Origin of the sequence: Paenibacillus algorifonticola (assembly GCF_000971975.1) — a bacterium.
In the GTDB taxonomy this organism is placed as follows: Bacteria; Bacillota; Bacilli; order Paenibacillales; family Paenibacillaceae; genus Pristimantibacillus; species Pristimantibacillus algorifonticola.
The window spans coordinates 112423-135651 of record NZ_LAQO01000019.1; the positions used below are offsets into that span (position 1 = coordinate 112423).

Consider the following 23229-nt stretch of genomic DNA (forward strand, 5'->3'; position numbering starts at 1 on the left):
ATGAGAGATCAACAGGCCAGCCGATCATTTGATATTGTCAATACGATCGCCATTTTATTATTCGTGCTGATATGTTTGGCTCCGTTTCTTCATATAATTGCTATCTCGCTCAGCTCGACGCGTTCCATCATGTCTGGTGAGGTCAGCCTTATTCCTGTCGAAATCAACTGGGATGCCTACAAGCAGGTATTTTCAGACAAGTCGATGATTCGTTCACTCGGTTTTACCGTTATGCTGACGGTTTTATTTACAATCATGTGCATGTTAATGACGATTGCGGCGGCTTATCCGCTTGCCAAAACGAAATTAAAGGGCCGCAAGCTGGTCATGTTCATTATTATCATTACGATGTTTTTCAGCGGGGGACTTATTCCGGAGTATATGCTCGTGCGCAATTTGGGCTTGCTCGACACGATATGGGCGCTTATGCTGCCAGGTCTCATTAGCCCGTTTTACTTAATTATTTTGATCACCTTTTTTCAAAATATTCCCGATTCGCTGGAGGAGTCAGCGGAGATTGACGGAAGCTCGTACCTCCGCACTCTGGTTAGCATTATCGTGCCGCTGTCGCTGCCCGTTATTGCTACGCTGAGCTTGTTTTATGCGGTAGGTCGCTGGAACGGTTTTACGGATACGTTAATGTATATTACGAGTCCGGAGATGTATCCGCTGCAATTGAAGCTTTATCAGCTGGTGCAAAACAACATGGTCAGTGAGCTGCTGGTAATGGAAGGCGCAAACGGACAGGCGAAGCTGCAGCCGGAAAGCTTGAAGGCGGCGAGCGTTATTTTCGCAACTGTGCCAATCATGATTGTCTATCCGTGGCTGCAGCGGTATTTCGTTAGCGGCGTTATGCTCGGGGCGGTCAAAGGTTAACCGAATCTATATTTCAGGAGGAGCTTATGGGAAAGGATAAAGGCCAATATTCGTTCTCGACATGCTGGAATATTAAACGTCACAACGTCGGCAGCAGCATGATCGATGAAATTCGGGAACTCGGCTTTCGCTACGTTGAGCTGAACTATAACGTTACGCAGGAGCTGCTGTCGACGATTGAGCCAATGATTGAACGGGGAGAAATCGGAGTATCGAGTGTTCATAATACGTTTCCGCACGTTGCGGACCCCGATTACGGTACCGATTCTGTATTGCTCGGCTTTGAAGATGAGGAGAAGCGAAAGCGTGCCATCAAGCTGCTGATCGGTACGGCGGAATATGCGAATCGTTATGGAGCGAAAGCGGTTGTCGTGCATCCGGGCGAAGTGCCGTTCGACTATAACATCGATAATGAGCTCAAAAAAATTTACCATGAACAAGGCCCGGATTCCTCCGCTTACTTAAAGCTGTGGATCGAGATGCTGGAGCGCAGGGAATCGTTGTCGGAGCACTATTTGCAGCGCATTGGCAATAGTCTGGAAGATATTTGCGACCAGATCGCGGCTAAGGGCTGGGACGTATCGATTGGCATCGAGACGCGTTCGCGCTGTTATCAGATGCCGACGCTGCGTGAGGCGAAATCGGTGTTTGATCGGCTGAAGGGCGCTCCGGTCGGCTTGTGGTACGATTTTGGCCACGGCATGATGATGGAACGTATGGGCTTGTACGATAATGCGCGGGATATGGAAGCCATTAAGGACAATGTGGTCGGCATTCATATTCATGAAACGGTCGGGTTGTCGGATCACTGGTGTCCGTATGTGCACAGTGGCGACATGAGCTATTTTGACCGCTTCCTCCCCATTATCGAGGCAGCCCCTGTGAAGGTATATGAGTTAAAAGCAGCATGTACACCGGAGGAAATCGAACAGAGCCACGAGCTGCTGCTCGCCAAGCTGTCCGAGCGCAAGGTGTAGGACGATGGACATTAAGCATCTGGCATCCTATGCCCCACGGCTATATTTTGATAAAAAAGAGCCGTTCTATCCGGTGCGGGTCGGCGTTTCCGTCCTGCACGAAGGCGAGCAATCGCCGTCGTTTCGGCGTAAATTTGAACGGTTGGATGCTAATGTCGATTATGTGATCGAATTCGCGATTTATTGGGATTATGACATTCAGCATCTGTACGAGCTGGAGCATGTATGGGTTAATATAGGCAAGGACCGCGCCGTAGTGGATGCGGAAGCGAGCTTTCACGGCAAATACATGAAGGCGCTGCTGCCTGACCGCTCCAATCTGGAGGGGAAAACAGTTAGCCTGTATTCGCAGCCTGGAAAGCACGCCTTCTCGCCGCTGCCGATTATTTTCGAGCTGCTTCCGAACGTGCGTACCGCGACAGACCGCGATGCCGGACTGGACGGTCTTACATTGCCGGAGTGGTACAAGGCGCAGGGGCAGTATGATGAAGAGACGAATGTGCTAGTTCGAGCCTATCAGCAGGCGTATCACCGGTTCATGCCATCGTTTGAGTTCGTTCCTTACGAGCTTGCGGAGCGTGAGCCGTTGTTCGTTCCGTGGGAAACGCTGTACGAAGAAATACCTAAGCGGATTGAGGCGGAGCTGACTGTCATTAGGCATACGCTTAGCGGATCAAAGGAGTAAGAGGAAGGAAGATGAACATGCATCTGAAGTACAAGAAGCTGGTTGCCGTAAACGATGGCTGGGTCACGCAAGGAATCGATAATCAAATAATGGACAGCGGCAGCCGCTTCTACGGCGGTGTAGCCGATCCGGACAATGGGGTTGCTTGGCCGACCCACATGGGAACGCCAACGTTTATGGCGATATGGGCATGCTCACTTGTTAACGAAAGCTCCAACTATTATCATGACGAACAGCTGCTGCGGCGTCTGGAGCTGGCGGCAGCCTTCATTGTCCGCGAACAGCACGAGGACGGCACGATATCGCCCGGTTGGACCAATATGCATTCGCCGCCCGATACCGCCTTCGCCGTCGTTGGACTTGCTGGGCTGCTTGAACTGTTGGTGAAGCATGAATGGGCTGCGCTGGAACGGGTTAGAGCGGACATTAGAAAGTTTCTGGAGCGTTCTGCGCCGGCACTGCTGACCGGCGGCTGCCATACGCCGAACCATCGTTGGGTGCTGACAGCGGCTCTTGCCTTTCTGCACAGATTGACAGGCCATGCGGAGCTGACGGCACGCGCCGATCAATGGCTGGCTGAAGGCATGGATTGCACGGAGGATGGAGAATGGACGGAGCGCAGCAATGGCATCTATAACGGTGTAAGCGACGTCATGCTGTTCCATGCGGCTGAGCTTCTTGGCAGGCCCGAGCTTCTCGAGCCGGTTCGCCGCAATTTGCGGATGATGGCTTATCTTATCCACCCGGATGGAGAAGTCGTTACGGATTATTCTGGACGCCAGGACTTTGGACAATTGTTTGATATGTCCAGCTATGCACTCGTATCCAGCCTTATGGCGCATCGCGATCAGAATCCTTTGTTCGCTGCCTTGGCTGAGCTCGGAATCGAGGCGCTTAACCATCCGGGACCTATCCCGAACAATGTATTGCTCGGGTTTTTGCTTCATCCGGAACTGAGAGAGCCAGGTGTGGAAAGCGGCAGACTGCCGGATCATTACCGGGTTGTCATCAACGGGAAATTTAATCGGCAGCATTATTTAAAACAGATGGAGTCGGCCGGTCATGGCGGAAAAATCTATCATAGTCGTCTGCATCCCGAATTCGGCGCACCGGTTGCCCGGCAGCGGGAAGGGCGAACGAGTGTTACGGTCATGACGGAGACGAATTCGTTTTTTGCACTTCGGCATGGAGCGGCACGGCTGCTTGGTGTGCAGGTCAGCAGCTCGTTCGAGCCGGGATTTATCAAAATGAACGATATGGAGCAGCTTGAATCTGGCTTCGTTCTGAAGGGGACGGAATCAAAGGGCTACTACGGGCCGATCGCAACTGATCGTCTGCCTGAAATCGCGAGCAATACTGTCAGCCCATGGTATTTGCTGCCGCATCAGCTGCGTGAAGTAACGCATCTTCAGCAGCACGATGTACGAATTGAGCTCATTGAAACGCCGGACGGCTGGCGTCTCCGTGTGCAATGCGACAAGCCAGACGTGCTTTTGACCCAAATTTCCTTCATATTCGGAAAGGAAGGGCAATTGGCTGGCGGCGAATTGGCTCCTGCCGAAACGGGCACGCAATTTTGGAAAGCAGGCACTGTAAAATTTACGGCTGGCGATGATTGGATTGAAATGGACGGCGGTGCGGATGAGCATTGGGCTAAATCGATTCGCGGCGCTGCATTCCCGGCAGATTGCCAGACGCTGGTCGTCAACGTGCTGACGCCTTATGACCGGACGTTTCATATTCGGCTGTCGCCAAGCGATGGCAATGGGATAAACGGGCAGTAATTTTATAGATGGCTTGGATGACTTGCGCATGGCAGTTAACGGCTAGTAGGACATTGATTTTATGCTGCATAGCCTCCTGCCAACAGGTTTAGAAATCAGCAACCTCAGAGCGGCGCTGAGCGCGAGGGGCGCATGCACAATAAAGAGGATGCTCCCCCAGGAGGGGTGATTGCATTTGTTTGCACTTAAATTGGGGGCGGCTTTGCTTCTCGGATTGCTGATTGGGGTAGACCGTCAGCTCAGGCACAAGCCACTAGGCATCAAGACAAGCATGGTGATCGCGGTTGCAAGCTGCCTGATTACGATGGTGTCGATCGAAGCGGCGACTGAGCTTGCCCATCCTGGCATGACCAACATGGATCCGATGCGGCTGGCGGCGCAAATTGTGAGCGGCATCGGCTTTATCGGCGCAGGCGTCATCCTCAGACGTAATAACGATGTCATCTCCGGTCTGACGACGGCTGCCATGGTGTGGTCGGCGTCGGCGCTTGGGATCGCGGCAGGGGCAGGCTTCTATAAGGAAGCATTCACGGCCGCAGGATTTATCATTTTAGCTGTTAATCTGGTGCCTTCTATCGTGCGGGCATTAGGACCGAGAAAGCTGCGCGAGCGCGACCTATCGGTCTGTATGACGTTTGACCGTTCGGCTGAGCTGGATGGCTTGATGACGAGAATTCGATCGGAGCACCAGATCAAACATACAAAAATCAAAGATATTGGCGACGGCCGCAAAGAGATTCAGCTTGTGCTGTCATCGCGGGATTTGCACCCGACAACCTCTGTCTACGAGGATTTGCGGCGTTTGAAAAATGTCGTCTCCGTCGAGGTAGAAAACATAAGCTCATAGGAGCATTTTTTCATGCTAGATAAAGCGCTTAACTTAATATTGAAAAAGGCAGCCGATAGTCATGAGCAAGGAAAATGGCCAGAACGCTGCCTTTTTTGGTTTAGGCGGACTCAGCAGCAGCTATTTGCTCATTTTTAAGCGATTTTGGAGGGCAAACGGACAGGAAAGCCGTTAAGTTGGTTTTTCTCGCTATAAATGATTATAAAGGAGGCAATTAGCGGCTTCTGAGTCCGCGAACCTGCTCAGCCGCCTTTATCTGCAACAAATAGCTGCTGCTGTGACCGCCAAATTTCTATTTGATATTCTTTTGTTGCTACAGCCTTCATCAGTACGTGTCCACGCTATACTCGATCCTTTTGAGCTTTTTTATTGAAAGTCAAAAACTACTTCCTCATCTTTAATGATGATCCACGGGTTTTTATCCAAATCAGCGACGTTTTGCAGCGTATATTTTATATAGAAAATGTCGTCTTTCCAATATTCTTTGACATAGACGGCTTTTAAGCGAGCTTCACTTTCAATTCGCTCTGGCAAGGAGAAGTCTACACCGTAGTAGTCCTCTTCCTCTTTACCGCGATAAGGGTTGTTCTGCAAATACTTTAACCGAATGGAATCCGAGGCGTTGCTAATGTAGGCATTTGATTGCAGTTTCTTAAATGCGTCGAATGAGGCGCACGTTTGTGTACAAGCTTTCGTGCGTTTCGCCGCCTGGCTTTTAAAATCATAATAGTTTTGTAACGTTTTAATAATAGCGTCCTCTTCATCGTTTAAAGCAGAAGGATCAGCAAGCCGTTTTTTTCCTGCATAAGAAGCTTGAAAATTTTCGATTTTATCAATATTATCCTTTGCTATAAAAATAGATCGTTTGGAGGTTGTATGATAGCCGATGTAATAATCGGATGAAATGTCCATTTTTATGAGTGTCAGCGTCTCATTTACCAAAGTGACTCTGGACATTTCAATTTTGCTCTTCTGAGCCTCATATTTCATAATATTAATATATTGCGCATGGATACCGCTGAGGTATATGGAAAAAATCAATATGATAGCTGTAACGAAAATGATACTTAGCTTTGTTGCCGGTGCATTCATTTTGAAATAGGAAGCGGTTTGATACGAAAAATAAAAAATAAGAAAAAAAGCGCTATAGAAGAATATATTTTGCACGGTCAGCGGTAGATTTAAATCTTTATCCAAGGTTAAAATTTGAAAAAGTATCATAGTAATAATAAAACTAAGAAATAAAAGGCCATGAATTAGTGATAATAAGGGATGCTTTCGATTGCGGAATACGAAATATAGAAAACGTCTGAGTCTCACATTCGACCGATTAGGCGCCCTGCGAGGCTTTCTCCGATCCTTTCGGGACGCAAGTACAGCTATCGTCACAACAGGAAGCGCTAAAAAGAAGGAAATATAGATACCGTTAATCCAATATAGGCTTTGAGAAACAGGATAAAACGATAAAATATCCTTAAATATAAACAGATCACCCAAATAAGGATGAAAGGAGCCCTGTACATACACAAGCCCGGCGGTATAAACGACGAAAGGCACAAACCATAGCTCTTGCAGCAGCTTTAACATATTCTTCAACTTATCGGGCATTCAGCAGTCTCCCTTGCAGCATCTTAGTAAAATAGACCTATTCTTTTTCATCGGATTCTGCATGCCAAAAATGTATAATACTAGATTTTTTTAAGCAAAAAAATACCCTGAGTGCTGAATAGATTCAGCTAGCTCAGAGTATATAAAATGCGATAGCCTGTATAATAAAACAGCTCGCGAAAGAAAAAGGGAAGCTTGGTTCGCAGGCTGCTGTATGCGGAAGTCGTGGTGGGGGAGGAGTAGGCCGTCATTCCCAGCCTGTCCGCCATCGTGAGCGCCCGCTTCATATGCAGCGGATCGCTGACAATAATGAAAGATCGAAGATCGTGGTGCTTTGCAGCCGTTAGCGCGTATAGGAAATTTTCCTCCGTAATCCGCGATTGATTTTCAATTAAAATATGTTCAGGCTTTACGCCCTTTTCAATCGCATAGCTTCGCGATACTTCAGATTCTGCAAGCTCATCCGCAGCACCGCGTCCTCCGGTAAAAATAATATAATTTGCGTAGCCTTGCTCGTACAGCTTGATGGCATGATTCAGGCGTTCCCGCAGCACAGGGGATGGCTGATCGCCCCAGACTGCGGTGCCGAGCACTAAAATCGCATCAGCGGGCTTCGCCTCATCCTTCAAGCTGAATAACCAAATTTCACTGGAAAACCAGCAGATTAACGCAGCTATAGCTGCTGCAAAGCACAACAGAAGCGTTTTGATTTTTTTAGAAGCAAGCTTGTTTTTCATGAAAAACCTTTCCTTGAAAAATGATTTTTCCACGTCGTTCATTATCCAATCATGATTTTACCTTCCGGATAGCGGTACAGCTCCTTCTTCTCCTGCGCCGGAACGAGCGTGAACGCCAGCGTCAGCGGGCCGAGCCGCCCAGCGAACATCATAATAATAATTAACACTTTGCCGATTACAGTCAAATGCGGCGTCAAGCCAAGCGACAACCCGGTCGTACCGAACGCCGAGGTAACTTCAAACAGCAGAACGAGGAAATCGACATCCTCGGTCGTCGATAAAATCATCGTAAACAAAATAATTGCCGCCAGCGAAGCAATCGTAATCGTCAGCGCCTTGTACACCCGGTCCTTTGCCAGTCTTCTGCGGAAAAAGACGACATCCTCCCGGCCGCGAATCATCGCAAACACCGCTCCGATGAGGATCGCAAACGTCGTCACCTTAATGCCGCCGCCCGCAGAGCCGGGAGACGCACCGATGAACATGAGCAAAATAATGAGAAACTGCGTCGCATGGCGCAGCGAAGGAATATCGAGCGTATTTGCACCGCCCGAACGCGGCGATATGCTTTGGAACAACGAGCTATATAGCTTGCCGCTCAGGCTAAGCGGCTCTAATGTTTTGGCATTCGTAAATTCGAATATAAAAATAATAACCGCCCCTGCTACAAACAAAATGCCTGTCGCATACAGCACAACCTTGGAGTGAAAGGACAGCTTGCGCGTTTTCGGATAATCCCACATTTCCGCCAGTACGATAAAGCCGATCCCGCCGAGAAAAATGAGCGCAATGACGATCACATTAATGATGGGATCGTTGACATGATTGACAAAGCTGCTGAACTTGCCGTTCATCGGCCCCATAATATCAAATCCAGCGTTCGTGAACATCGACACGCTATGAAAAATGCCGTAGTACAATGCCTTGCCGAAAGGCATTTCCGTTGACCAGCGAAGTGCGAGAACAAGGGCGCCAACACCTTCTATGACAAAAGCATAAATGAGCACGCGCCGAATGAAGCGGACGATCCCTTCCAGCGAAGATTGATTCATTGATTCTTGCAGCAGCAGCCGCTCGCGCAGCGATATCCGTTTGCGCAGGGCAAGGGCGAATAGCGTAGACATCGTCATAAAGCCAAGTCCGCCGATTTGCATCAGCACGAGGATAACGAGCTCGCCAAAGGTCGAATAGTGGATGCCGGTATCGACGACGACAAGTCCCGTTACGCAAACAGCGGAAGTGGCTGTGAACAACGCGTCTATGAGCGGCGTCGCTTGATGGGTTGCCGAAGCATGAGGCAGGGAAAGCAATAGGGTACCCGCCGCAATAATCGCGAGAAAGCCGAGCGTAAGAATCTGCGGCGGTGTCATTTTCAGAAAGATGGTTCGTAGTCTGGCCACACAGGTAATCTCCTTTATTGGTAAGCGAACGATGATGTGAAAAAGCGAAACGAGCTTGTGCCGCCGAAGGCTGGCACAGCCGTTTACGCTTGAAATATAAGAACAATAAGTTTTACTCTTATTATAATGCTTATATGTCTACGCGAAACGAGCTTGTGCCGCCGAAGGCTGGCACAGCCGTTTACGCTTGCCACCTCATTATCTGGTATAATAGGGTAATATGCAACAGGAGGGCGCTGGGGCGCCGCGATTAGGGAGGACAACGATGAAATCAAGATATATAGCAGGTATTTCGCTTGCCGTTATGGGGGCAGGCTTTATTACAACGAGATGGTGGCTGCCAGACAACGCATGGACGCATTTGCTGGAAAGCGGCTTCGAAGCAGGTCTGGTCGGCGGGATTGCCGATTGGTTTGCGGTGACAGCGCTGTTCCGCCATCCGATGGGCATTCCCATTCCACATACGTCCTTATTGCTCAAAAACCGGGCGAAAATCGTCAACTCGCTCATCAGCGCCATGGAAAATGAACTGCTGAATAAAGAAAGCATTACCCGCAAGCTGTCAGGCTTTCAGCTGTTCGCAGGGGCTGCGTCGGCGGCGACTCGCCTGATTGGCAAGCGCAAGTTTAGATTGGCCGCCGTTGATTTTGCCCAGTCGGCAGTGGAACGATTGCCTTTGGAGCGAGTTAGCAGCGTGCTGCATGGCTTTTTGGCGGATTATGTGAAAAAGCAGGATTTTACGCCAATCGTCCGCAAGCTGGCGGATCGTTTCGTCCATGAGCGCTGGGATGAGCGGGCGCTGGATTACGGCCTTGAGCATGTAGGCCACTGGATTCGCAAGCGTGAAACCGAGGAAATGCTCGGCAAGCTCGCCTTCAAGAAGCTGGAGGAGCTTAAGGTTGGCGGCTTTATGGGCTTTGCGCTGCAAGCTTTCGTCGGCTTTATGAACGAGGAGAAGCTCGGCGGTTTGATTCAGAACATGCTGCTTTCTACTATGCAGGAGCTTTCTCATCCTGGAAGCCCGCATCGGCAGAAGCTGCTGCTTGAGGTAAGGGCCCAGGCGGAGAAGCTTGCCGATAACGAAGAGCTGATGCTCAAGCTGAAACAGCTCATTGAACAGGGTGTGGACAGCGTAGAAACGGAACGCTTCATCCATTTGCGTCTCGAGGAGCTAAGGCAGCTCGTGCTGGACAAGCTGGAGGAGCAGCATCGCAGCGGTGGGCGCGCGATTGTGCAGGGATACCGTTTTGCTACGGATTATTTGAGCGGCAAGCAAGAAATGCTCGCCAATTGGGAAGAAGGCATTCGCGGCTATCTCGTTCGACTTATTGAGAACAATCACTATCGCATTGGTGCGCTCGTTCGGGATAATCTCGAGCGGATGGATGACAAGGCGCTCGTCTCGATGCTGGAGGAAAAGGTCGGCAACGATTTGCAGTGGATTCGCGTCAACGGCGCAATATGCGGTTTTGTTGTAGGCGTAATTTTGTCCTTTTTCTAATAGCAAGGATGGCCATATACAATTTTAGGGGACAGCCTGAATCTTTTGTGATAAGATCAAACTACAAAATGACCAATGAATACAAGGTGAAACGGCTGTCGTCGTCCTTTGGTGGCGCGGCGCGTTTCAGTCCGAGAAATATAGAGAAGGGATTGAAAAATCATATCCTTTCCTATATTTTGAAAAATGATTGACATGGAACGAGGTGCCTTTGCGCACGTCAAAGGGTAACAGGGAATCGGGTGCAAATCCCGAGCGGTCCCGCCACTGTAATCAGGGAGTTTTCCTTCACCAGCAGGAGTCACTTGGCCTATGCTTTAGGGCAGCCGGGGAAGACGAAGGAAAATGATGATCTGCTAGCCAGGAGACCTACCTCGTTCCAGCACCACAGTGCCTTCGCGGAAAGGATAGGTGTACGAACGAAAGCGATTGCTACCAGTCTGTTTGCTGGCGCAACCGTCTATTTCTGCGTACACATGACCGTTTCCCGCCCAAGGGAAGACGGTCTTTTTTTATTTTTCACAGGCTCTAAGAAGAATGGGGAGGGTATTGAAACGAATGGTCAAGTTAAAAAGAAAGACAGCAGCAAGCACCGCTTTGCTGGTTATCGGCTTCACGCTTTTTTTACTGGTGAATGAGCCGCAATCCGCTTATGCGATGCACATTATGGAAGGATTTTTGCCTGTGGGGTGGGCGATTTTTTGGTGGGCGGCCTTTATTCCTTTTTTCATCCTGGGCGTACGTGCCATTCGAAAAATGACAAAGGAAGCGCCAGAGCTTAAGCTGATGCTGGGCTTGGCGGCTGCCTTCACCTTCGTGCTGTCTGCGCTGAAAATTCCTTCCGTTACAGGCAGCAGCTCGCATCCGACGGGAACCGGGCTTGGAACGGTTATGTTCGGTCCGCTGCCGATGAGTGTACTGGGTTCAATGGTATTACTATTTCAAGCGGTGCTGCTTGCGCATGGCGGGCTGACGACGCTTGGGGCGAACGCTTTTTCAATGGCGGTTGCGGGTCCGGCTGCGGGCTATGCGGTCTATCGGTTGCTGATGCGTTCAGGCAGCAAGCAAGGCATAGCGATTTTTTCCGCTGCTGCTGTTGCCGATCTGGCTACTTATATCGTCACTTCCGTTCAGCTGGCAGTTGCTTTTCCGGCTGTCGAAGGCGGCATTCTCGCTTCCTTTATGAAATTTGGCGGTATTTTTGCTATTACTCAAGTTCCGCTAGCTGTTAGTGAAGGCTTGCTGACGGTATTGATCTGGAACTGGCTGCAATCTTTTAATACGGACGAGCTGACTATTTTGAAGCGGAGAATGAAAGGGGATCGCGTGTAATGAGCCGCAGTGCCAAAAATATTTGGATTTTAGCCATAGTTGTTTTACTTGCTGTTGCGCCATTAATATTCATTAACGCCGAGTTTGGCGGCGCAGATGGCGCGGCGGAGGAAATGATCCAGACGATTGCGCCGCATTATGAGCCTTGGGCGTCTCCGCTGGCTGAGGTGCCGGGAGAAACGGAAAGCATGCTGTTCGCGCTGCAAGCTGCGATTGGCGCTGGCATAATTGGCTATGTGATCGGCCTTTTTAAAGGGAAGTCGGAGAAATCAAAGCAGCAATGATGAAATGGATCGATACGATTTCTTATTCCAATAAGCTGCGGGATTTACCCGCCTTTTGGAAATGCGGGCTTGCAGCCCTGCTGCTGCTGCTTGCCTATCTCGCTCATCCGCTCGTGCAGCTTGCCATTTTCGGATGGCTTGTGCTGTGGACGGTCGGCTATGCGAAAGTGCCCGCCAAGCTTTATGCGGCGCTGCTTTTCTCCTCTTGCTTGCTGTTTATTCTCAGCTTGCCAGCGCTGCTTATTGAATTAACCAGTACCAGCAGCATTAGCGGCAGCGCAGCAGGAAACTTGGCAGCAGCGAAAGCAGGTTGGGTGCTCGTTTCATGGGAGCTGCTAAGCTTGTATGTGCCGGAGGCATCCGTAGCGCTGGCAGGATATATTTTCACGCGTATTCTTGCTTGCTTGGCTTGTATGTTTTTCATCACCTTGACGACTCCGTTCCCCGAGCTGCTGCAAGTGCTGAAGCGGTTGAAAATGCCGCAAATTGTACTGGAGCTCATGATTATTATGTATCGCTTCATCTTTCTGCTGCTGGATACGGCGGGGGCTATGCTGATCGCGCAGCGCGCGCGGCGGTCAAAACAGCTTTAAGGGCAAGCTGCGCGATACGGCGGCTATTGCTGTGCGGCTCTTCGTCAAGACGATGCACCGATACAAGGGGCTGTCGAATGGGCTGATGGCAAGAGGATTTACGAATGAAATCCGCCTTGCGCCTGCTGTAAAGCGGACGGTTCGCCTCCGGTATTGGGCGGAAGCTGGGTTAGGCTTAACGATTTTACTGGCAGCAGAGCTATGGCTTCGTTATGGAGGTGAATAAGCTGGCGGACAACAACCGGGCATCAACAATTATGGAAATGAACCAAGTAAGCTATGCTTATCCCGGAACGGACAAAGCTGCCTTAAACAGGCTGGAGCTGCGCATTCCCGCGAATAAGCGGATAGCGCTGTGCGGACATAATGGCTCGGGCAAGTCGACGCTCTTTTTGCAGCTTATTGGCATTAATCGCCCGCAATCCGGTTTTGTCAGCTGGCGCGGCGAGCCGCTTTCTTACAAGTCGGGAGAGCTCGCCAGTTTGAGACGGCGCGTCGGCCTCGTATTTCAGGACCCGGAGCATCAGCTCATTTTGAATACCGCTTATGAGGATATTTCCTATGGGCTGCGCAATGCGGGGCTTCATGAAGATGAAATAGAAAGGCGTGCCGCGCGCATCGTCCAGCAATTGAATTTGCAGGAACTGGCGCATAAGCCGCTTCATCACCTCAGCCTGGGGCAAAAGAAGCGCGTCGCTCTTGCTGGCGTGCTGGCGCTTGAGCCGGAGTTGGTGCTGCTCGATGAGCCAGCTGCTTATCTTGATCCTTTGTCGGAGCAGCGGCTGATGGCTGAGCTGGACCGGATTCATGCCAGCGGCATAACGCCGGTGATGGCTACGCATGACATGAATATGGCTTATGCGTGGGCTGACTGGATATTCATCATGAATGAGGGCTGCTGTATATTGGAGGGCACGCCGGAGACCGTTTTTCGCGAAGGCGAGCGTCTCAGAAGCCTTGGATTGGCACTGCCAATGGTGCTGGAAGCTTGGGAGGCATTGCCGGCAAAGCTGAGGGGAGAACAGCAGGCGCCACGTACGCTCGCACAATTTAAAGCGGCTGTAAAATCTTTTGTTGTATAAAAACACAAATGTGTGTATATTTATACATGTTGCTTGAAATATAGGAAAGGATATGATGTTTCCATCCTTTCTCTATATTTCTCAGAATGAAACGAGCCGCGCCGCCAGAGGACGGCGAAAACCGTTTCACCTTGAAATATAGGAAAGTATATCATTTCGCTATTCTTTCTCTATATTTCATCGCGAAACGAAAGTTTTGCCGCCAGAGGACGGCAAAGTCGTTTACGCTTGTATAAATAAAGATCGACCAACTAAATAGCGAGGAATAGGGTGCTCTTGCGTAACGTCTTGAGCTTAAAAGGGAAGTCCGGTGCAACACCGGCGCGGTCCCGCCACTGTAACAGCGGAGTTTTGCGCAATAAAGCCACTGGCATGATGCCGGGAAGGCGAGCGCAGCGATGATGATGCTGGAGCCAGGAGACCTGCCTTATTCTATACACTGCAGTACCTACGGGAGATAGGGAGGTGTTAAAGATGGCAGCCATCGTTTGTTGAAACGAGGGGCGTCTTTACCCACATTTCTGTACAGGGTAGGACGTCCCTTTTTGATTGGTTTCTGGCTGGCAGCAAATCGGATGTATAGGGAAAGGCAGCTGCGAAGAAATTCGCTCGCAATGCCATAAGTATATATCTGAGTTTGCTGATGAAATAACAAAGAATTAATACATCCATCCACAAGGATGAATAATGAAAAACAGGAGGCAATAACAATGAGTCAAGTAAAAAGCAGCAGTTTGGGATATCCGCGTATTGGTGAAAACAGAGAATGGAAAAAAGCGCTGGAGGCGTTCTGGAGCGGCAAGCTGGAGGAAGCGGCTTTCTTGAAGCAGCTGGAGACGATTCGTCTAAACCATCTGCAATTGCAAAAGCAGGCCGGAATTGATCTGATTCCGGTAAATGATTTTTCGTATTATGACCACATTCTAGATACGGCTGCTATGTTTGGCGTCGTGCCTGAGCGCTTTGGCTATACAGGCGGCCCAGTATCGGTAACGACCTATTATGCAATGGCGAGAGGCAATAAAACCGCTTCGGCATCCGAGATGACCAAATGGTTCAATACGAACTATCACTACATTGTGCCTGAGCTGAAAGGCATTACGCCGGCGCTGACCGAGAACCGTCCGCTGATCGCTTACCGCGAAGCAAAGGAAAAGCTTGGCATCGAAGGCAAGCCGGTCATTGTTGGACCTTATACGTTCCTCAAGCTGTCTAAAGGCTATGCGGCTTCTGAGCTTGCTACGGTTGCTGCCCAGTATGTGCCGCTGTATGCACAGGTGCTGCGCGAGCTGGAGCAAGAGGGTGTACAGTGGGTACAAATGGACGAGCCTGCGCTCGTAACGGACGTTTCTGACGCAGATTTGGCGCTTGTGCAATCCATTTATGCACAGCTTCATGAAGCTGCACCTAAGCTCAAGCTGCTGCTGCAAACGTATTTCGAATCGGTTCAGCATTATGCTGCAATCGCGGCTTTGCCTGTACAGGGCTTAGGACTGGACTTCACAGCTGGGGCTGAAAAAAACCTGCAGCAGCTTGAGTCAATTGGCTTCCCGCAGGACAAGGTGCTGGGTGCAGGCGTTATTGACGGCCGCAACATTTGGCGGGCGGATCTTCAGGAGCGCAAAGCGCTGCTTGCCCGTATTGCTAAAGTCGTGCCAAACGATCGGCTCATTGTAAGCTCCTCCTGCAGCCTGCTGCATGTACCTGTATCGGCGGCTCTTGAAACGGCTCTGCCAGCTGAGCTTGCAGGCGCATTGGCGTATGCCAATGAGAAGCTGGAGGAAATCGCAGTTCTTGCAACAGCGCTGAATGAAGGAGAAGCAGCGGTAAAAGAGGCATTTGATCGCAATGCGGCCGCTTTGGCTGCGCTTGCCGCATCGCCGTCCCGTGGCCGTGCAAGCGTCCACGCCGCTGTAGCGAGCATAGATGCACAGCCGTCGGAGCGTAAGGCGGTATTTGCAGAGCGCCAAGTAAGTCAGAAGGAACGCTGGCAGCTGCCATTCCTGCCGACAACGACAATCGGCAGCTTCCCGCAAACGGCGGAGGTTCGCCAAGCGAGACAGCAATGGCGCCGTGGTGATTTGGGCGAGGAGCAATATCGCGTATTCATTAAGGAGCAGATTCAGCATTGGATCAAGCTGCAGGAAGAGATCGGTCTTGATGTACTCGTTCATGGGGAGTTCGAGCGGACGGATATGGTCGAGTTTTTCGGAGAGAAGCTGGAAGGCTTTGCTTTCACGAAAAATGGCTGGGTGCAATCCTATGGCTCGCGCTGCGTAAAACCGCCAGTCATTTACGGCGATGTGCAGTTCAGCAAGCCGATGACTGTCGAAGAGACCGTTTATGCTCAGTCGCTGACTTCTAAGCCGGTGAAAGGCATGCTGACGGGCCCGATTACGATTTTGAACTGGTCGTTCGTCCGCAGCGACTTAACTCGTGAGCAGGTCGCTTACCAAATCGCGCTTGCCTTGGCAGAAGAAGTGAAGGCGCTGGAGGAAGCAGGCATTGAAATGATTCAGGTGGATGAGCCTGCCCTTCGTGAAGGCTTGCCGCTTAAACGTGAAGATTGGGAGCAATATTTGAACTGGGCTGTGCTTTCCTTCCGCTTGTCCACTTCTGACGTTAAGGATACGACGCAAATCCACACGCATATGTGCTATTGCGAGTTCCATGACATTATTGATTCTATTCGCGCGCTGGATGCCGATGTTATCTCCATTGAAACATCCCGCAGCCACGGCGAGCTGATTCACAGCTTCGAGGAGCACACGTATGAGCTGGGTATTGGCCTTGGTGTATACGATATTCACAGCCCTCGTGTGCCAGAAGTAGAGGAAATGACATCCATGATCAAACGCGCGCTGAACGTGCTTGAGCCAGAGTTGTTCTGGATTAACCCGGACTGCGGACTTAAGACCCGCGGTGTAGATGAGACAGTGGCATCGCTGCGCAACATGATTCAAGCGACCGAGCAAGTACGGGAGCAGCTGGCTAAGTAATGGAATTAAGCAATAACCATTCATATGGTTATTTGAAAAAAAGCTCCGCTCGCGCTAATTGGCGCAAGCGGAGCTTTTGCTTGTTGAAGCAAGCGGGGAGGGTCAAAGCCGGGGAGCAGCGTGGCACAGCGGGCAGGAAAGCATGCCATTATAGGAGGGGGAGGGTTCCTGCCTGCTGCAGCCGCCCGCTTAAATGGTCTCTGCCGCTGGATTCATCAGACAATAGCCAATGCCCCAAACCGTCTGAATCAAGGAAGCGGATTCGGGGTGGACACGGTTCAGCTTCTCTCTGATCCGCTTCACATGGGTATCAATCGTCCGGTAATCGCCGAGCGATTGGTACCCCCAAATTCTCCGCATTAAATCCTCGCGGGAAATGGGCTGATTGATGTTGGCTGCCATAAACCGCAGCAGCTCATATTCGCGGAAGGTCAGCTTCACTCTGCTATTTCCGGCAATAACTTGACGCGAATCATAATCGAAGACGAGTCCTGGCAGCGTGAGATCAGGCGTCTGCTTGCGCTGCAAGGCGCGATAAGCAAACTCCGAGGTGCGGCGAACGATCGCTTTAATGCGGTACATCAGCTCGCGCGGGCTGAACGGCTTAACGACATAATCGTCGGAGCCTGCTTGGAAGCCGTCGAGCCGGTCAACCTCTTCACCACAGGCGGAAAGCATAATGACGGGCGTTGATTTTTTCTTCTTGAGCTCGCGGCAAAATTCAAGCCCGTCCATTCCCGGCAAATTACGATCCAGCAAAATCATTGAATAATTGTATTGCATCGCCTTGAACAAGCCGTTGATGCCGTCCGAGGCTTCTTCGACGATCCAGCCTTCTTTTTTCAAAAATAACTTGAGCAGCTTGCGGATATGCTCCTCATCATCAACAATCAGAATGCTATATGGTTGCTGAAATGCCATGGCTCAACACCTCATCTTTATCATTTAATTCATTATTGATAACAATTATCATTATCATCGCATGCGACCTCCATTGTTGTCAACTAGAAAACCCCCGTTTCTTGCCACAATAGCCGAAGCATAGTCGCGAAAAAGACACAATTGTCTGTTAGAGCGGATCCAGCTGATCTGCTGCCGCAATCGTTGTCAGGCCGTTCTCTTTCGAGCAGGCGGGGAGCAGAGTATAATGGTGAAATGCAGGCTGTGGATGAAGGAGAGAGTTAGGTGGCCCCCTTATTAACATTGGATAAGGTATCAAAATATAGAAAAAATCCCGAATGGCTTTTTGAGGGGATTACAGCGCAGGTGCAGGCCGGGGAGCGTATTGCGCTGCTGGGCACATCCGGTCAGGGCAAAAGCACGCTGCTGCGCATCGTGTCGCTGCTTGGTAAGCTGGATGCGGGAGCGCTTGTGCTGCAAGGACGGACAAGCAGCGAGTGGAAGCCCGAGGAGTGGCGGCGCAGCGTGTGTTACGTGGCACAGACGCCGATCATGCTGACGGGAACGGTCGAGCGCAACTTGCGCGCGGTCAGCGAGCTGCAAGGGAAGCCGTTCGATGAAGCGCTGGCAAGGCGCTGCATGGAAGGCGTTGGCCTTGGACATATCGATTGGAGCAAAGAGGCGGAAAGCTTATCTGGCGGGGAAAAACAACGGACGGCGCTGGCGCGGACCTTATTGCTTCGTTCCCCGCTGCTGCTGCTTGATGAGACGACTTCATCGCTTGATCCGAAGAGCAAGCGGCAGGTGGAGCAGTTTCTAAGCGCATGGTGCTCAGAAGAGGGTACGGCGTTCATCTGGGTTACCCATGATCTAGAGCAGGCGCGGCAAGTAAGCGGGCGTGTTTGGTTTATGGCGGAAGGCAGGCTGCTGGAGCAAAGCGCTACGGAAGCTTTTTTCACAAATCCGGGGTCGGAGCAGGCGCGCAGCTTTTTAGATAATCAGCATGCGCCGGAGCAGGAGGATGCTGGGCATGAATAATATTGCGCTCGCCTGCACGCTTGTATTCGTCGCGATTACGACATTTATCTCGATGAAGCAAAAGCTTGGCCTAGAGAAGGAAATTATTACAGGCACGATTCGCTCGGCTGTGCAGCTATTGTTTATCGGTTTTCTGCTTCATTTTATTTTTGAAACGAATCATCCGATTTTTATTGTGCTCATTATTATTTCGATGATTACGGTCGCGTCGTGGAATGCCGGCTCCCGAGCCATGCCGGTTAAGGGCATCCGGCTGCGCATTGCGCTGGCATTGGCAGGCACAGAGGCAGTAACGCTTGCTCTGCTGCTCTCGCTTCGTATTATTGAGGCTGAGCCACGGTATATCATTCCGGTCAGCGGGATGATAATCGGCAGCTCCATGATCGTATGCGGCTTGTATTTAAACCATATGAAACGGGAGCTTGAAGCGTCGCGGGGCGAGATTGAGACGTTGCTTGCGCTTGGAGCGACGACGAAGCAGGCGATTCGCCAAGCAGTGCGCCGGGCGGTGCGTTCGAGTCTCATTCCGACGCTGGACGGCATGAAGACGGTCGGCCTCGTGCAGCTGCCAGGCATGATGACAGGGATGATCGTCGCCGGGGCAGACCCGATTGAGGCGGTGCGCTATCAAATTTTAATCGTCTTTGCGATGTCGGCTTCGTCGTCGCTGACGTCTATTGTACTCAGCATGCTAACGATGCGGCTGTGGTTCGCTAAAGATAATGGCAGGCTGCTGTAGCAGCCTGGGAAGCGTTCACATTAGAGGAGGGTCGATGAAATGGAAAGACGGGGCATTTTCCAAGGGCAATTAATGCAGGCCGAGCAATATCCGCGAGTGGTAGCGTATTATTTTAAGGAATGGAATGGCTTCGAAATGGCTTACCACCAGCACAGCGCTGTGGAAATTATGTATGTCATATCGGGCGATTGCACGGTAGAGCTGCTGAATAAATCCATCCCGATGGAAAAAGGGCATTTCATCGTCATCGACTCGATGGTCGCTCACCGCCTTCACGTTGCGGAGGGCACCGCATGCCGGATGCTCAATGTTGAATTTATTTTTAGCCATACAGGTGTGGGCCTCCCTTCCCTTAAGCGGCTGGCAGAGACAGACCATGCGCTCGCGGCGCTGTTCGCAGTGAAGCACGATTATTTGCTGCTTTACGATCCGAGCGATGTGTATCAAATGCTGAAGGCGCTCGTGCTGGAACTGGACGGCAAGCGGCGGGCGGAGCAGCTTCTCACAGCGCTTCAACTAACGCAGCTGCTCGTTCAGATTGGCAGGCTTGCCCAGGAGGCCTCCAGCCAGTCGCATGATGCGGCGGAGTTTTATGTGGGCGCGAGCATCGCCTTTATTCAGCAAAATTATGACCGCGACATTCAGGTGAAGGATATCGCGGCGGCTGTAAGGCTGCATCCGGGGTATTTTCACCGCATATTTAAAGCAGGAACCGGCTGCTCGGTTATGGATTATGTGATGCGCTTTCGGATGGAGAAGGGGCGAATGCTGCTGGAGCAGACCGATATTCCGGTCAGCGATATTTGCCATTATGTCGGCGTGAACAGCAGCCAATATTTCAGTACCCTTTTCAAAAAATATACGAACGAAACGCCGCTGGCCTATCGCCGCGCGGTGCGCAAGGAAGTGGAGCGCTGAAATGGCATACTAAGTTGGTGCGCTGAGACAACAGCGGCGGGAAGTCCAAGCATTCTCGTAGTGGAGACTATCGCCGCCCGTTAGTCAATTGTTCATCTTATAAAGTTAGAATTTTATACAAAGAAGTAAAATAGAAGTTACAATTGTGCAAACGCCTCCACGCTGCCGGTGCTACAATTAGCGTATTGTTCAACACTATATTGCGAGCCATTGGAGGCGTAAATCAATGTCATTTAAAGTTGCGTTTATTGGAGCAGGAAGTATTGGTTTTACTAGGGGATTGCTGCGTGATTTGCTGACCGTTCCAGAGTTTAACAACATCAAAGTCGCTTTTCAGGATATTAATCCGCAAAATCTCGACATGGTTACCCAGCTTTGCCAACGGGATATTAATGAGAACGGCCTAGCAATTGAAATCGAGCCTACGACTGATCGCCGGGAAGCGCTGAAGGATGCACGTTACATTTTTGTAACGATTCGTGTCGGTGGTTTGGAAGCTTTTCAGACCGATGTCGACATCCCACTCAAATACGGCATAGACCAATGTGTGGGCGATACCATTTGTGCTGGCGGCATTATGTATGGACAGCGGGGCATCGCTGAAATGATGAATATTTGCAAGGATATCCGCGAGGTGGCGGAGCCGAACTGCCTGCTGATGAATTATGCTAACCCAATGGCGATGCTTACATGGGCATGCAATAAATATGGCGGTGTACGGACGATTGGCTTATGCCATGGTGTTCAGGGCGGACATGCGCAAATTTCTGAAGTATTTGGCCTTCCGCGTGAAGAGGTAGACATTATTTGTGCAGGAATCAATCATCAAACGTGGTATGTGCAAATTAAACATAATGGCGAGGATATGACGGGCAAGCTGCTGGAGGCATTTGAACAGCATCCGGAATTCAGCAAAACCGAGAAGGTCCGCATCGATATGATGCGCCGCTTCGGCTATTACAGCACGGAATCCAACGGCCATTTGAGCGAATATGTGCCTTGGTACCGCAAGCGTCCGGAGGAAATTCGCGACTGGATCGATCTTGGAACGTGGATTAACGGTGAAACGGGCGGCTACTTGCGCGTATGTACAGAAGGGCGCAACTGGTTCGAGACGGATTTCCCGAACTGGATGAAGGAAGAACCTAAAGCGTACACCAAGGAGCATCGCGGCCAGGAGCATGGCTCGTATATTATCGAGGGGCTGGAGACGGGACGGGTGTATCGCGGCCACTTCAACGTCGTCAACAATGGCGTGATCTCCAATTTGCCGGATGATGCGATTATTGAAGCGCCGGGCTACGCGGATCGCAACGGCATCAGCATGCCGCATGTTGGCGATTTGCCGCTGGGCTGCGCGGCTGTGTGCAATGTCAGCATTTCCGTTCAGCGTCTGGCTGTAGAAGCAGCGATTCAGGGCGATGACAAGCTGCTGCGCCAAGCGATGATGATGGACCCGCTGGTTGGAGCGGTGTGCAATCCAAATGAAATTTGGCAGATGGTCGATGAAATGCTCGTTGCCCAGGAGCAATGGCTTCCGCAATACGGAGAGGCAATTGCTGCCGCAAAAAAACGTCTGGAAAATGGCCTTGCCATTCCGGTACGCAGCTATGAAGGAGCAGCGCGTCTGAAAACAAAATCGGTTGAAGAAATGCAGAGCAACCGCGAGGAAGCGAGCCGCAATGCGGGCGAGTCGGATAAGGCGATCGATCGCCGCGCCGCCGCAGCCACTGAATAGTAAAATTTTCCTAAACATTACCTTGTGTACAGGGAGGAGTGGATTTGTTATGATAATCAATAAATTGTTTGGTTTACAAAATAGTAGTTGACTACAGTGGTTTAGACTTGGAGTGATTTGCCGTGGGGAAGCAAAAAAAGATTACGATGCAGGAAATAGCGGACCGGGTAGGCGTATCTAAATATGCGGTATCCAAAGCTTTATCGGGAAAATCGGGCATTAGCGCCGTTACGCGCAGTAAGATATTTGAAATGGCTTCACAGCTCGGCTACATGAATCAGAAAAGCGCCAAAAAAATGCCAAGCAGCAAGCAGAATGACGAGGAAGAGCACCAAATCGTCGGCATTCTCATTCCGAATATTCGCAGCCAAAACAAGGAATCGGGCTATTGGGGCAAGGTGCTTGACGGCATTTCCAAAAGCTTGGAGGCGAAGGGGCTGGGCTCCGTTCTCATATCGGATGATTCGCCGCGAAATTTCAACCTCGTCATGAAGCCTGAAGGCTTAATGGGCATTATTGGTGTTGGCTTGATCGCTACACCGATGCTGGTCGAGCTGCGCAACAAGGCGATTCCGTTTATTTTAGTTGACCATGAAGACGAGCTGCTGGAATGCGACAGCATCTTTATGAACAACTATGATATCATTCGCAAGCTGGTCAAGTTTTTGATCGGCAAAGGCCATACCCAGATTCAATTTATTGGGGAGCTCGGCTATTCCCGCAGCTTTATTGACCGCTGGAGTGGCTTCCGCTCGGTTATGGACGAGAGCGGGCTTGACTATGCGCCTAATGAGGGCTTGCTTAAAGTAAAACCGACGCTGGACGAGTTTAATCTGAATTTGCTGCAGTCCAGTCTAAAAGGGCTGGAGGCGAGCCGTTTTCCAACTGCATTCGTATGTGCGAATGACCAAATCGCCTTGCTCGCAATGAACGCATTGCAGCGGCTTGGCAAGCAGGTTCCTGAGCAATGCTCCTTAACAGGCTTTGACAACAATCTTGAAATATTAGGCGAAACGCCCATGATTACGACGGTAAATGCAGAGAAAGAGGCGCTTGGCATAAAGGCCGTTGAACTGCTGCAATGGCGGCTGGAAAACGGGCATATGCCATATGCGAAAATTTTGCTGCAAAGCGATTTAATTATTCGGGAGAGTGTAGGCGATCCTGTAAATCAGTAGAAGTGTATTTGTT

At 50.6% G+C, this 23229-nt stretch carries 22 protein-coding genes and 2 riboswitches; of the genes, 18 read left to right on the forward strand and 4 right to left on the reverse strand.

The window, feature by feature from the left end:
• The 6 genes from WH37_RS23390 to WH37_RS37130 all read left to right on the forward strand — a co-directional run bounded on the left by WH37_RS23390 (window position 1) and on the right by WH37_RS37130 (window position 5307).
• The gene (locus WH37_RS23390; RefSeq protein ID WP_046233044.1) at window positions 1-876 is read left to right on the forward strand and encodes a carbohydrate ABC transporter permease; all 876 of its coding nucleotides are present in this window, start codon (window positions 1-3) and stop codon (window positions 874-876) included.
• 26 nt (window positions 877-902) lie between these two features.
• Entirely contained in the window at window positions 903-1853 is a 951-nt protein-coding gene (locus WH37_RS23395; protein WP_046233045.1) for a sugar phosphate isomerase/epimerase family protein, read from the forward strand.
• Between the two features lie 4 nt (window positions 1854-1857).
• Window positions 1858-2538, forward strand: coding sequence for a hypothetical protein (locus WH37_RS23400; protein WP_046233046.1), 681 nt, complete (start codon window positions 1858-1860; stop codon window positions 2536-2538).
• A gap of 11 nt (window positions 2539-2549) precedes the next feature.
• Window positions 2550-4322, forward strand: a complete 1773-nt coding sequence (locus WH37_RS23405) for a hypothetical protein (protein WP_331458070.1) — start codon at window positions 2550-2552, stop codon at window positions 4320-4322.
• A 169-nt stretch (window positions 4323-4491) separates the two neighbouring features.
• Window positions 4492-5169: an MgtC/SapB family protein gene (locus WH37_RS23410; RefSeq protein ID WP_046233047.1), complete on the forward strand. Its 678-nt coding sequence runs from the start codon at window positions 4492-4494 to the stop codon at window positions 5167-5169.
• A 12-nt stretch (window positions 5170-5181) separates the two neighbouring features.
• Window positions 5182-5307 carry a hypothetical protein gene (locus WH37_RS37130; RefSeq protein ID WP_269431341.1) on the forward strand — a complete coding sequence of 42 codons (126 nt, stop codon included), beginning with the start codon at window positions 5182-5184 and terminating at the stop codon, window positions 5305-5307.
• Between the two features lie 228 nt (window positions 5308-5535).
• Here WH37_RS37130 and WH37_RS23415 read toward each other — a convergent pair whose 3' ends face one another.
• From WH37_RS23415 to WH37_RS23425, 3 genes are all read right to left on the reverse strand, one after another.
• Window positions 5536-6777: a hypothetical protein gene (locus WH37_RS23415; protein ID WP_046233048.1), complete on the reverse strand. Its 1242-nt coding sequence runs from the start codon at window positions 6775-6777 to the stop codon at window positions 5536-5538.
• A gap of 128 nt (window positions 6778-6905) precedes the next feature.
• On the reverse strand, window positions 6906-7514 hold the full coding sequence (locus tag WH37_RS23420) for a YdcF family protein (protein WP_046233108.1): 609 nt from the start codon (window positions 7512-7514) through the stop codon (window positions 6906-6908).
• A 41-nt stretch (window positions 7515-7555) separates the two neighbouring features.
• Complete coding sequence (locus WH37_RS23425; protein ID WP_046233109.1) at window positions 7556-8884, reverse strand: TrkH family potassium uptake protein; 1329 nt, start codon at window positions 8882-8884, stop codon at window positions 7556-7558.
• A 295-nt stretch (window positions 8885-9179) separates the two neighbouring features.
• On the opposite strand from WH37_RS23425, the gene WH37_RS23430 reads away from it, so the two are divergent.
• The 7 genes from WH37_RS23430 (at window position 9180) to metE (ending at window position 16705) form a co-directional block, all read left to right on the forward strand.
• A complete protein-coding gene (locus WH37_RS23430) occupies window positions 9180-10415 on the forward strand; it encodes a DUF445 domain-containing protein (RefSeq protein WP_046233049.1) in 1236 nt (411 codons plus the stop codon).
• Between the two features lie 186 nt (window positions 10416-10601).
• A riboswitch (cobalamin riboswitch) is annotated at window positions 10602-10806 on the forward strand.
• Window positions 10807-10973: 167 nt separating this feature from the next.
• Window positions 10974-11747, forward strand: a complete 774-nt coding sequence (locus WH37_RS23435) for an energy-coupling factor ABC transporter permease (protein ID WP_046233050.1) — start codon at window positions 10974-10976, stop codon at window positions 11745-11747.
• Entirely contained in the window at window positions 11747-12031 is a 285-nt protein-coding gene (locus WH37_RS23440; RefSeq protein WP_046233051.1) for an energy-coupling factor ABC transporter substrate-binding protein, read from the forward strand. Before WH37_RS23435 ends, WH37_RS23440 begins: the two co-directional genes overlap by 1 nt.
• On the forward strand, window positions 12028-12624 hold the full coding sequence (locus tag WH37_RS23445) for a CbiQ family ECF transporter T component (protein WP_052737161.1): 597 nt from the start codon (window positions 12028-12030) through the stop codon (window positions 12622-12624). Before WH37_RS23440 ends, WH37_RS23445 begins: the two co-directional genes overlap by 4 nt.
• A 31-nt stretch (window positions 12625-12655) precedes the next feature.
• Window positions 12656-12850, forward strand: a complete 195-nt coding sequence (locus WH37_RS36655; RefSeq protein ID WP_052737162.1) for a hypothetical protein — start codon at window positions 12656-12658, stop codon at window positions 12848-12850.
• Window positions 12837-13706: an energy-coupling factor ABC transporter ATP-binding protein gene (locus WH37_RS23450; protein ID WP_046233052.1), complete on the forward strand. Its 870-nt coding sequence runs from the start codon at window positions 12837-12839 to the stop codon at window positions 13704-13706. The genes WH37_RS36655 and WH37_RS23450 overlap by 14 nt, the downstream gene beginning before the upstream one ends.
• Before the next feature lie 251 nt (window positions 13707-13957).
• A riboswitch (cobalamin riboswitch) is annotated at window positions 13958-14150 on the forward strand.
• A 266-nt stretch (window positions 14151-14416) separates the two neighbouring features.
• Window positions 14417-16705: a 5-methyltetrahydropteroyltriglutamate--homocysteine S-methyltransferase gene (gene metE / locus WH37_RS23455; protein WP_046233053.1), complete on the forward strand. Its 2289-nt coding sequence runs from the start codon at window positions 14417-14419 to the stop codon at window positions 16703-16705.
• Between the two features lie 189 nt (window positions 16706-16894).
• On the opposite strand, the gene WH37_RS23460 is transcribed toward metE, so the two are convergent.
• Window positions 16895-17626, reverse strand: a complete 732-nt coding sequence (locus tag WH37_RS23460; RefSeq protein WP_046233054.1) for a response regulator transcription factor — start codon at window positions 17624-17626, stop codon at window positions 16895-16897.
• A gap of 282 nt (window positions 17627-17908) precedes the next feature.
• Between WH37_RS23460 and WH37_RS23465 the strand changes: the two genes are divergently transcribed.
• The 5 genes from WH37_RS23465 to WH37_RS23485 all read left to right on the forward strand — a co-directional run bounded on the left by WH37_RS23465 (window position 17909) and on the right by WH37_RS23485 (window position 23216).
• Window positions 17909-18643 (forward strand): ABC transporter ATP-binding protein, encoded by a 735-nt coding sequence (locus WH37_RS23465; protein ID WP_231594337.1) that lies wholly within the window; start codon window positions 17909-17911, stop codon window positions 18641-18643.
• Window positions 18636-19382, forward strand: a complete 747-nt coding sequence (locus WH37_RS23470) for an ABC transporter permease (RefSeq protein ID WP_046233056.1) — start codon at window positions 18636-18638, stop codon at window positions 19380-19382. Before WH37_RS23465 ends, WH37_RS23470 begins: the two co-directional genes overlap by 8 nt.
• Window positions 19383-19421: 39 nt before the next feature.
• The gene (locus WH37_RS23475) at window positions 19422-20300 is read left to right on the forward strand and encodes an AraC family transcriptional regulator (RefSeq protein ID WP_046233057.1); all 879 of its coding nucleotides are present in this window, start codon (window positions 19422-19424) and stop codon (window positions 20298-20300) included.
• Window positions 20301-20526: 226 nt separating this feature from the next.
• The gene (melA, locus tag WH37_RS23480) at window positions 20527-22038 is read left to right on the forward strand and encodes an alpha-glucosidase/alpha-galactosidase (protein ID WP_046233058.1); all 1512 of its coding nucleotides are present in this window, start codon (window positions 20527-20529) and stop codon (window positions 22036-22038) included.
• 122 nt (window positions 22039-22160) lie between these two features.
• Window positions 22161-23216 carry a substrate-binding domain-containing protein gene (locus tag WH37_RS23485; RefSeq protein ID WP_082110970.1) on the forward strand — a complete coding sequence of 352 codons (1056 nt, stop codon included), beginning with the start codon at window positions 22161-22163 and terminating at the stop codon, window positions 23214-23216.
• Window positions 23217-23229 lie beyond the last annotated feature (13 nt).

Bases quoted from the DNA above. Each gene is read 5' to 3' on its own strand.
- WH37_RS23395 (WP_046233045.1), top strand. From the start codon at position 903: ATGGGAAAGGATAAAGGCCAATATTCGTTCTCGACATGCTGGAATATT.
- WH37_RS23450 (WP_046233052.1), top strand. From the start codon at position 12,837: ATGGAGGTGAATAAGCTGGCGGACAACAACCGGGCATCAACAATTATG.
- metE (WP_046233053.1), top strand. From the start codon at position 14,417: ATGAGTCAAGTAAAAAGCAGCAGTTTGGGATATCCGCGTATTGGTGAA.
- WH37_RS23470 (WP_046233056.1), top strand. From the start codon at position 18,636: ATGAATAATATTGCGCTCGCCTGCACGCTTGTATTCGTCGCGATTACG.
- WH37_RS23405 (WP_331458070.1), top strand. From the start codon at position 2,550: ATGAACATGCATCTGAAGTACAAGAAGCTGGTTGCCGTAAACGATGGC.
- WH37_RS23415 (WP_046233048.1), bottom strand. From the start codon at position 6,777: ATGCCCGATAAGTTGAAGAATATGTTAAAGCTGCTGCAAGAGCTATGG.
- WH37_RS23475 (WP_046233057.1), top strand. From the start codon at position 19,422: ATGGAAAGACGGGGCATTTTCCAAGGGCAATTAATGCAGGCCGAGCAA.
- WH37_RS23425 (WP_046233109.1), bottom strand. From the start codon at position 8,884: ATGACACCGCCGCAGATTCTTACGCTCGGCTTTCTCGCGATTATTGCG.
- melA (WP_046233058.1), top strand. From the start codon at position 20,527: ATGTCATTTAAAGTTGCGTTTATTGGAGCAGGAAGTATTGGTTTTACT.
- WH37_RS37130 (WP_269431341.1), top strand. From the start codon at position 5,182: ATGCTAGATAAAGCGCTTAACTTAATATTGAAAAAGGCAGCCGATAGT.
- WH37_RS23400 (WP_046233046.1), top strand. From the start codon at position 1,858: ATGGACATTAAGCATCTGGCATCCTATGCCCCACGGCTATATTTTGAT.
- WH37_RS23420 (WP_046233108.1), bottom strand. From the start codon at position 7,514: ATGAAAAACAAGCTTGCTTCTAAAAAAATCAAAACGCTTCTGTTGTGC.
- WH37_RS23430 (WP_046233049.1), top strand. From the start codon at position 9,180: ATGAAATCAAGATATATAGCAGGTATTTCGCTTGCCGTTATGGGGGCA.
- WH37_RS23445 (WP_052737161.1), top strand. From the start codon at position 12,028: ATGATGAAATGGATCGATACGATTTCTTATTCCAATAAGCTGCGGGAT.
- WH37_RS23435 (WP_046233050.1), top strand. From the start codon at position 10,974: ATGGTCAAGTTAAAAAGAAAGACAGCAGCAAGCACCGCTTTGCTGGTT.
- WH37_RS23390 (WP_046233044.1), top strand. From the start codon at position 1: ATGAGAGATCAACAGGCCAGCCGATCATTTGATATTGTCAATACGATC.
- WH37_RS23440 (WP_046233051.1), top strand. From the start codon at position 11,747: ATGAGCCGCAGTGCCAAAAATATTTGGATTTTAGCCATAGTTGTTTTA.
- WH37_RS23460 (WP_046233054.1), bottom strand. From the start codon at position 17,626: ATGGCATTTCAGCAACCATATAGCATTCTGATTGTTGATGATGAGGAG.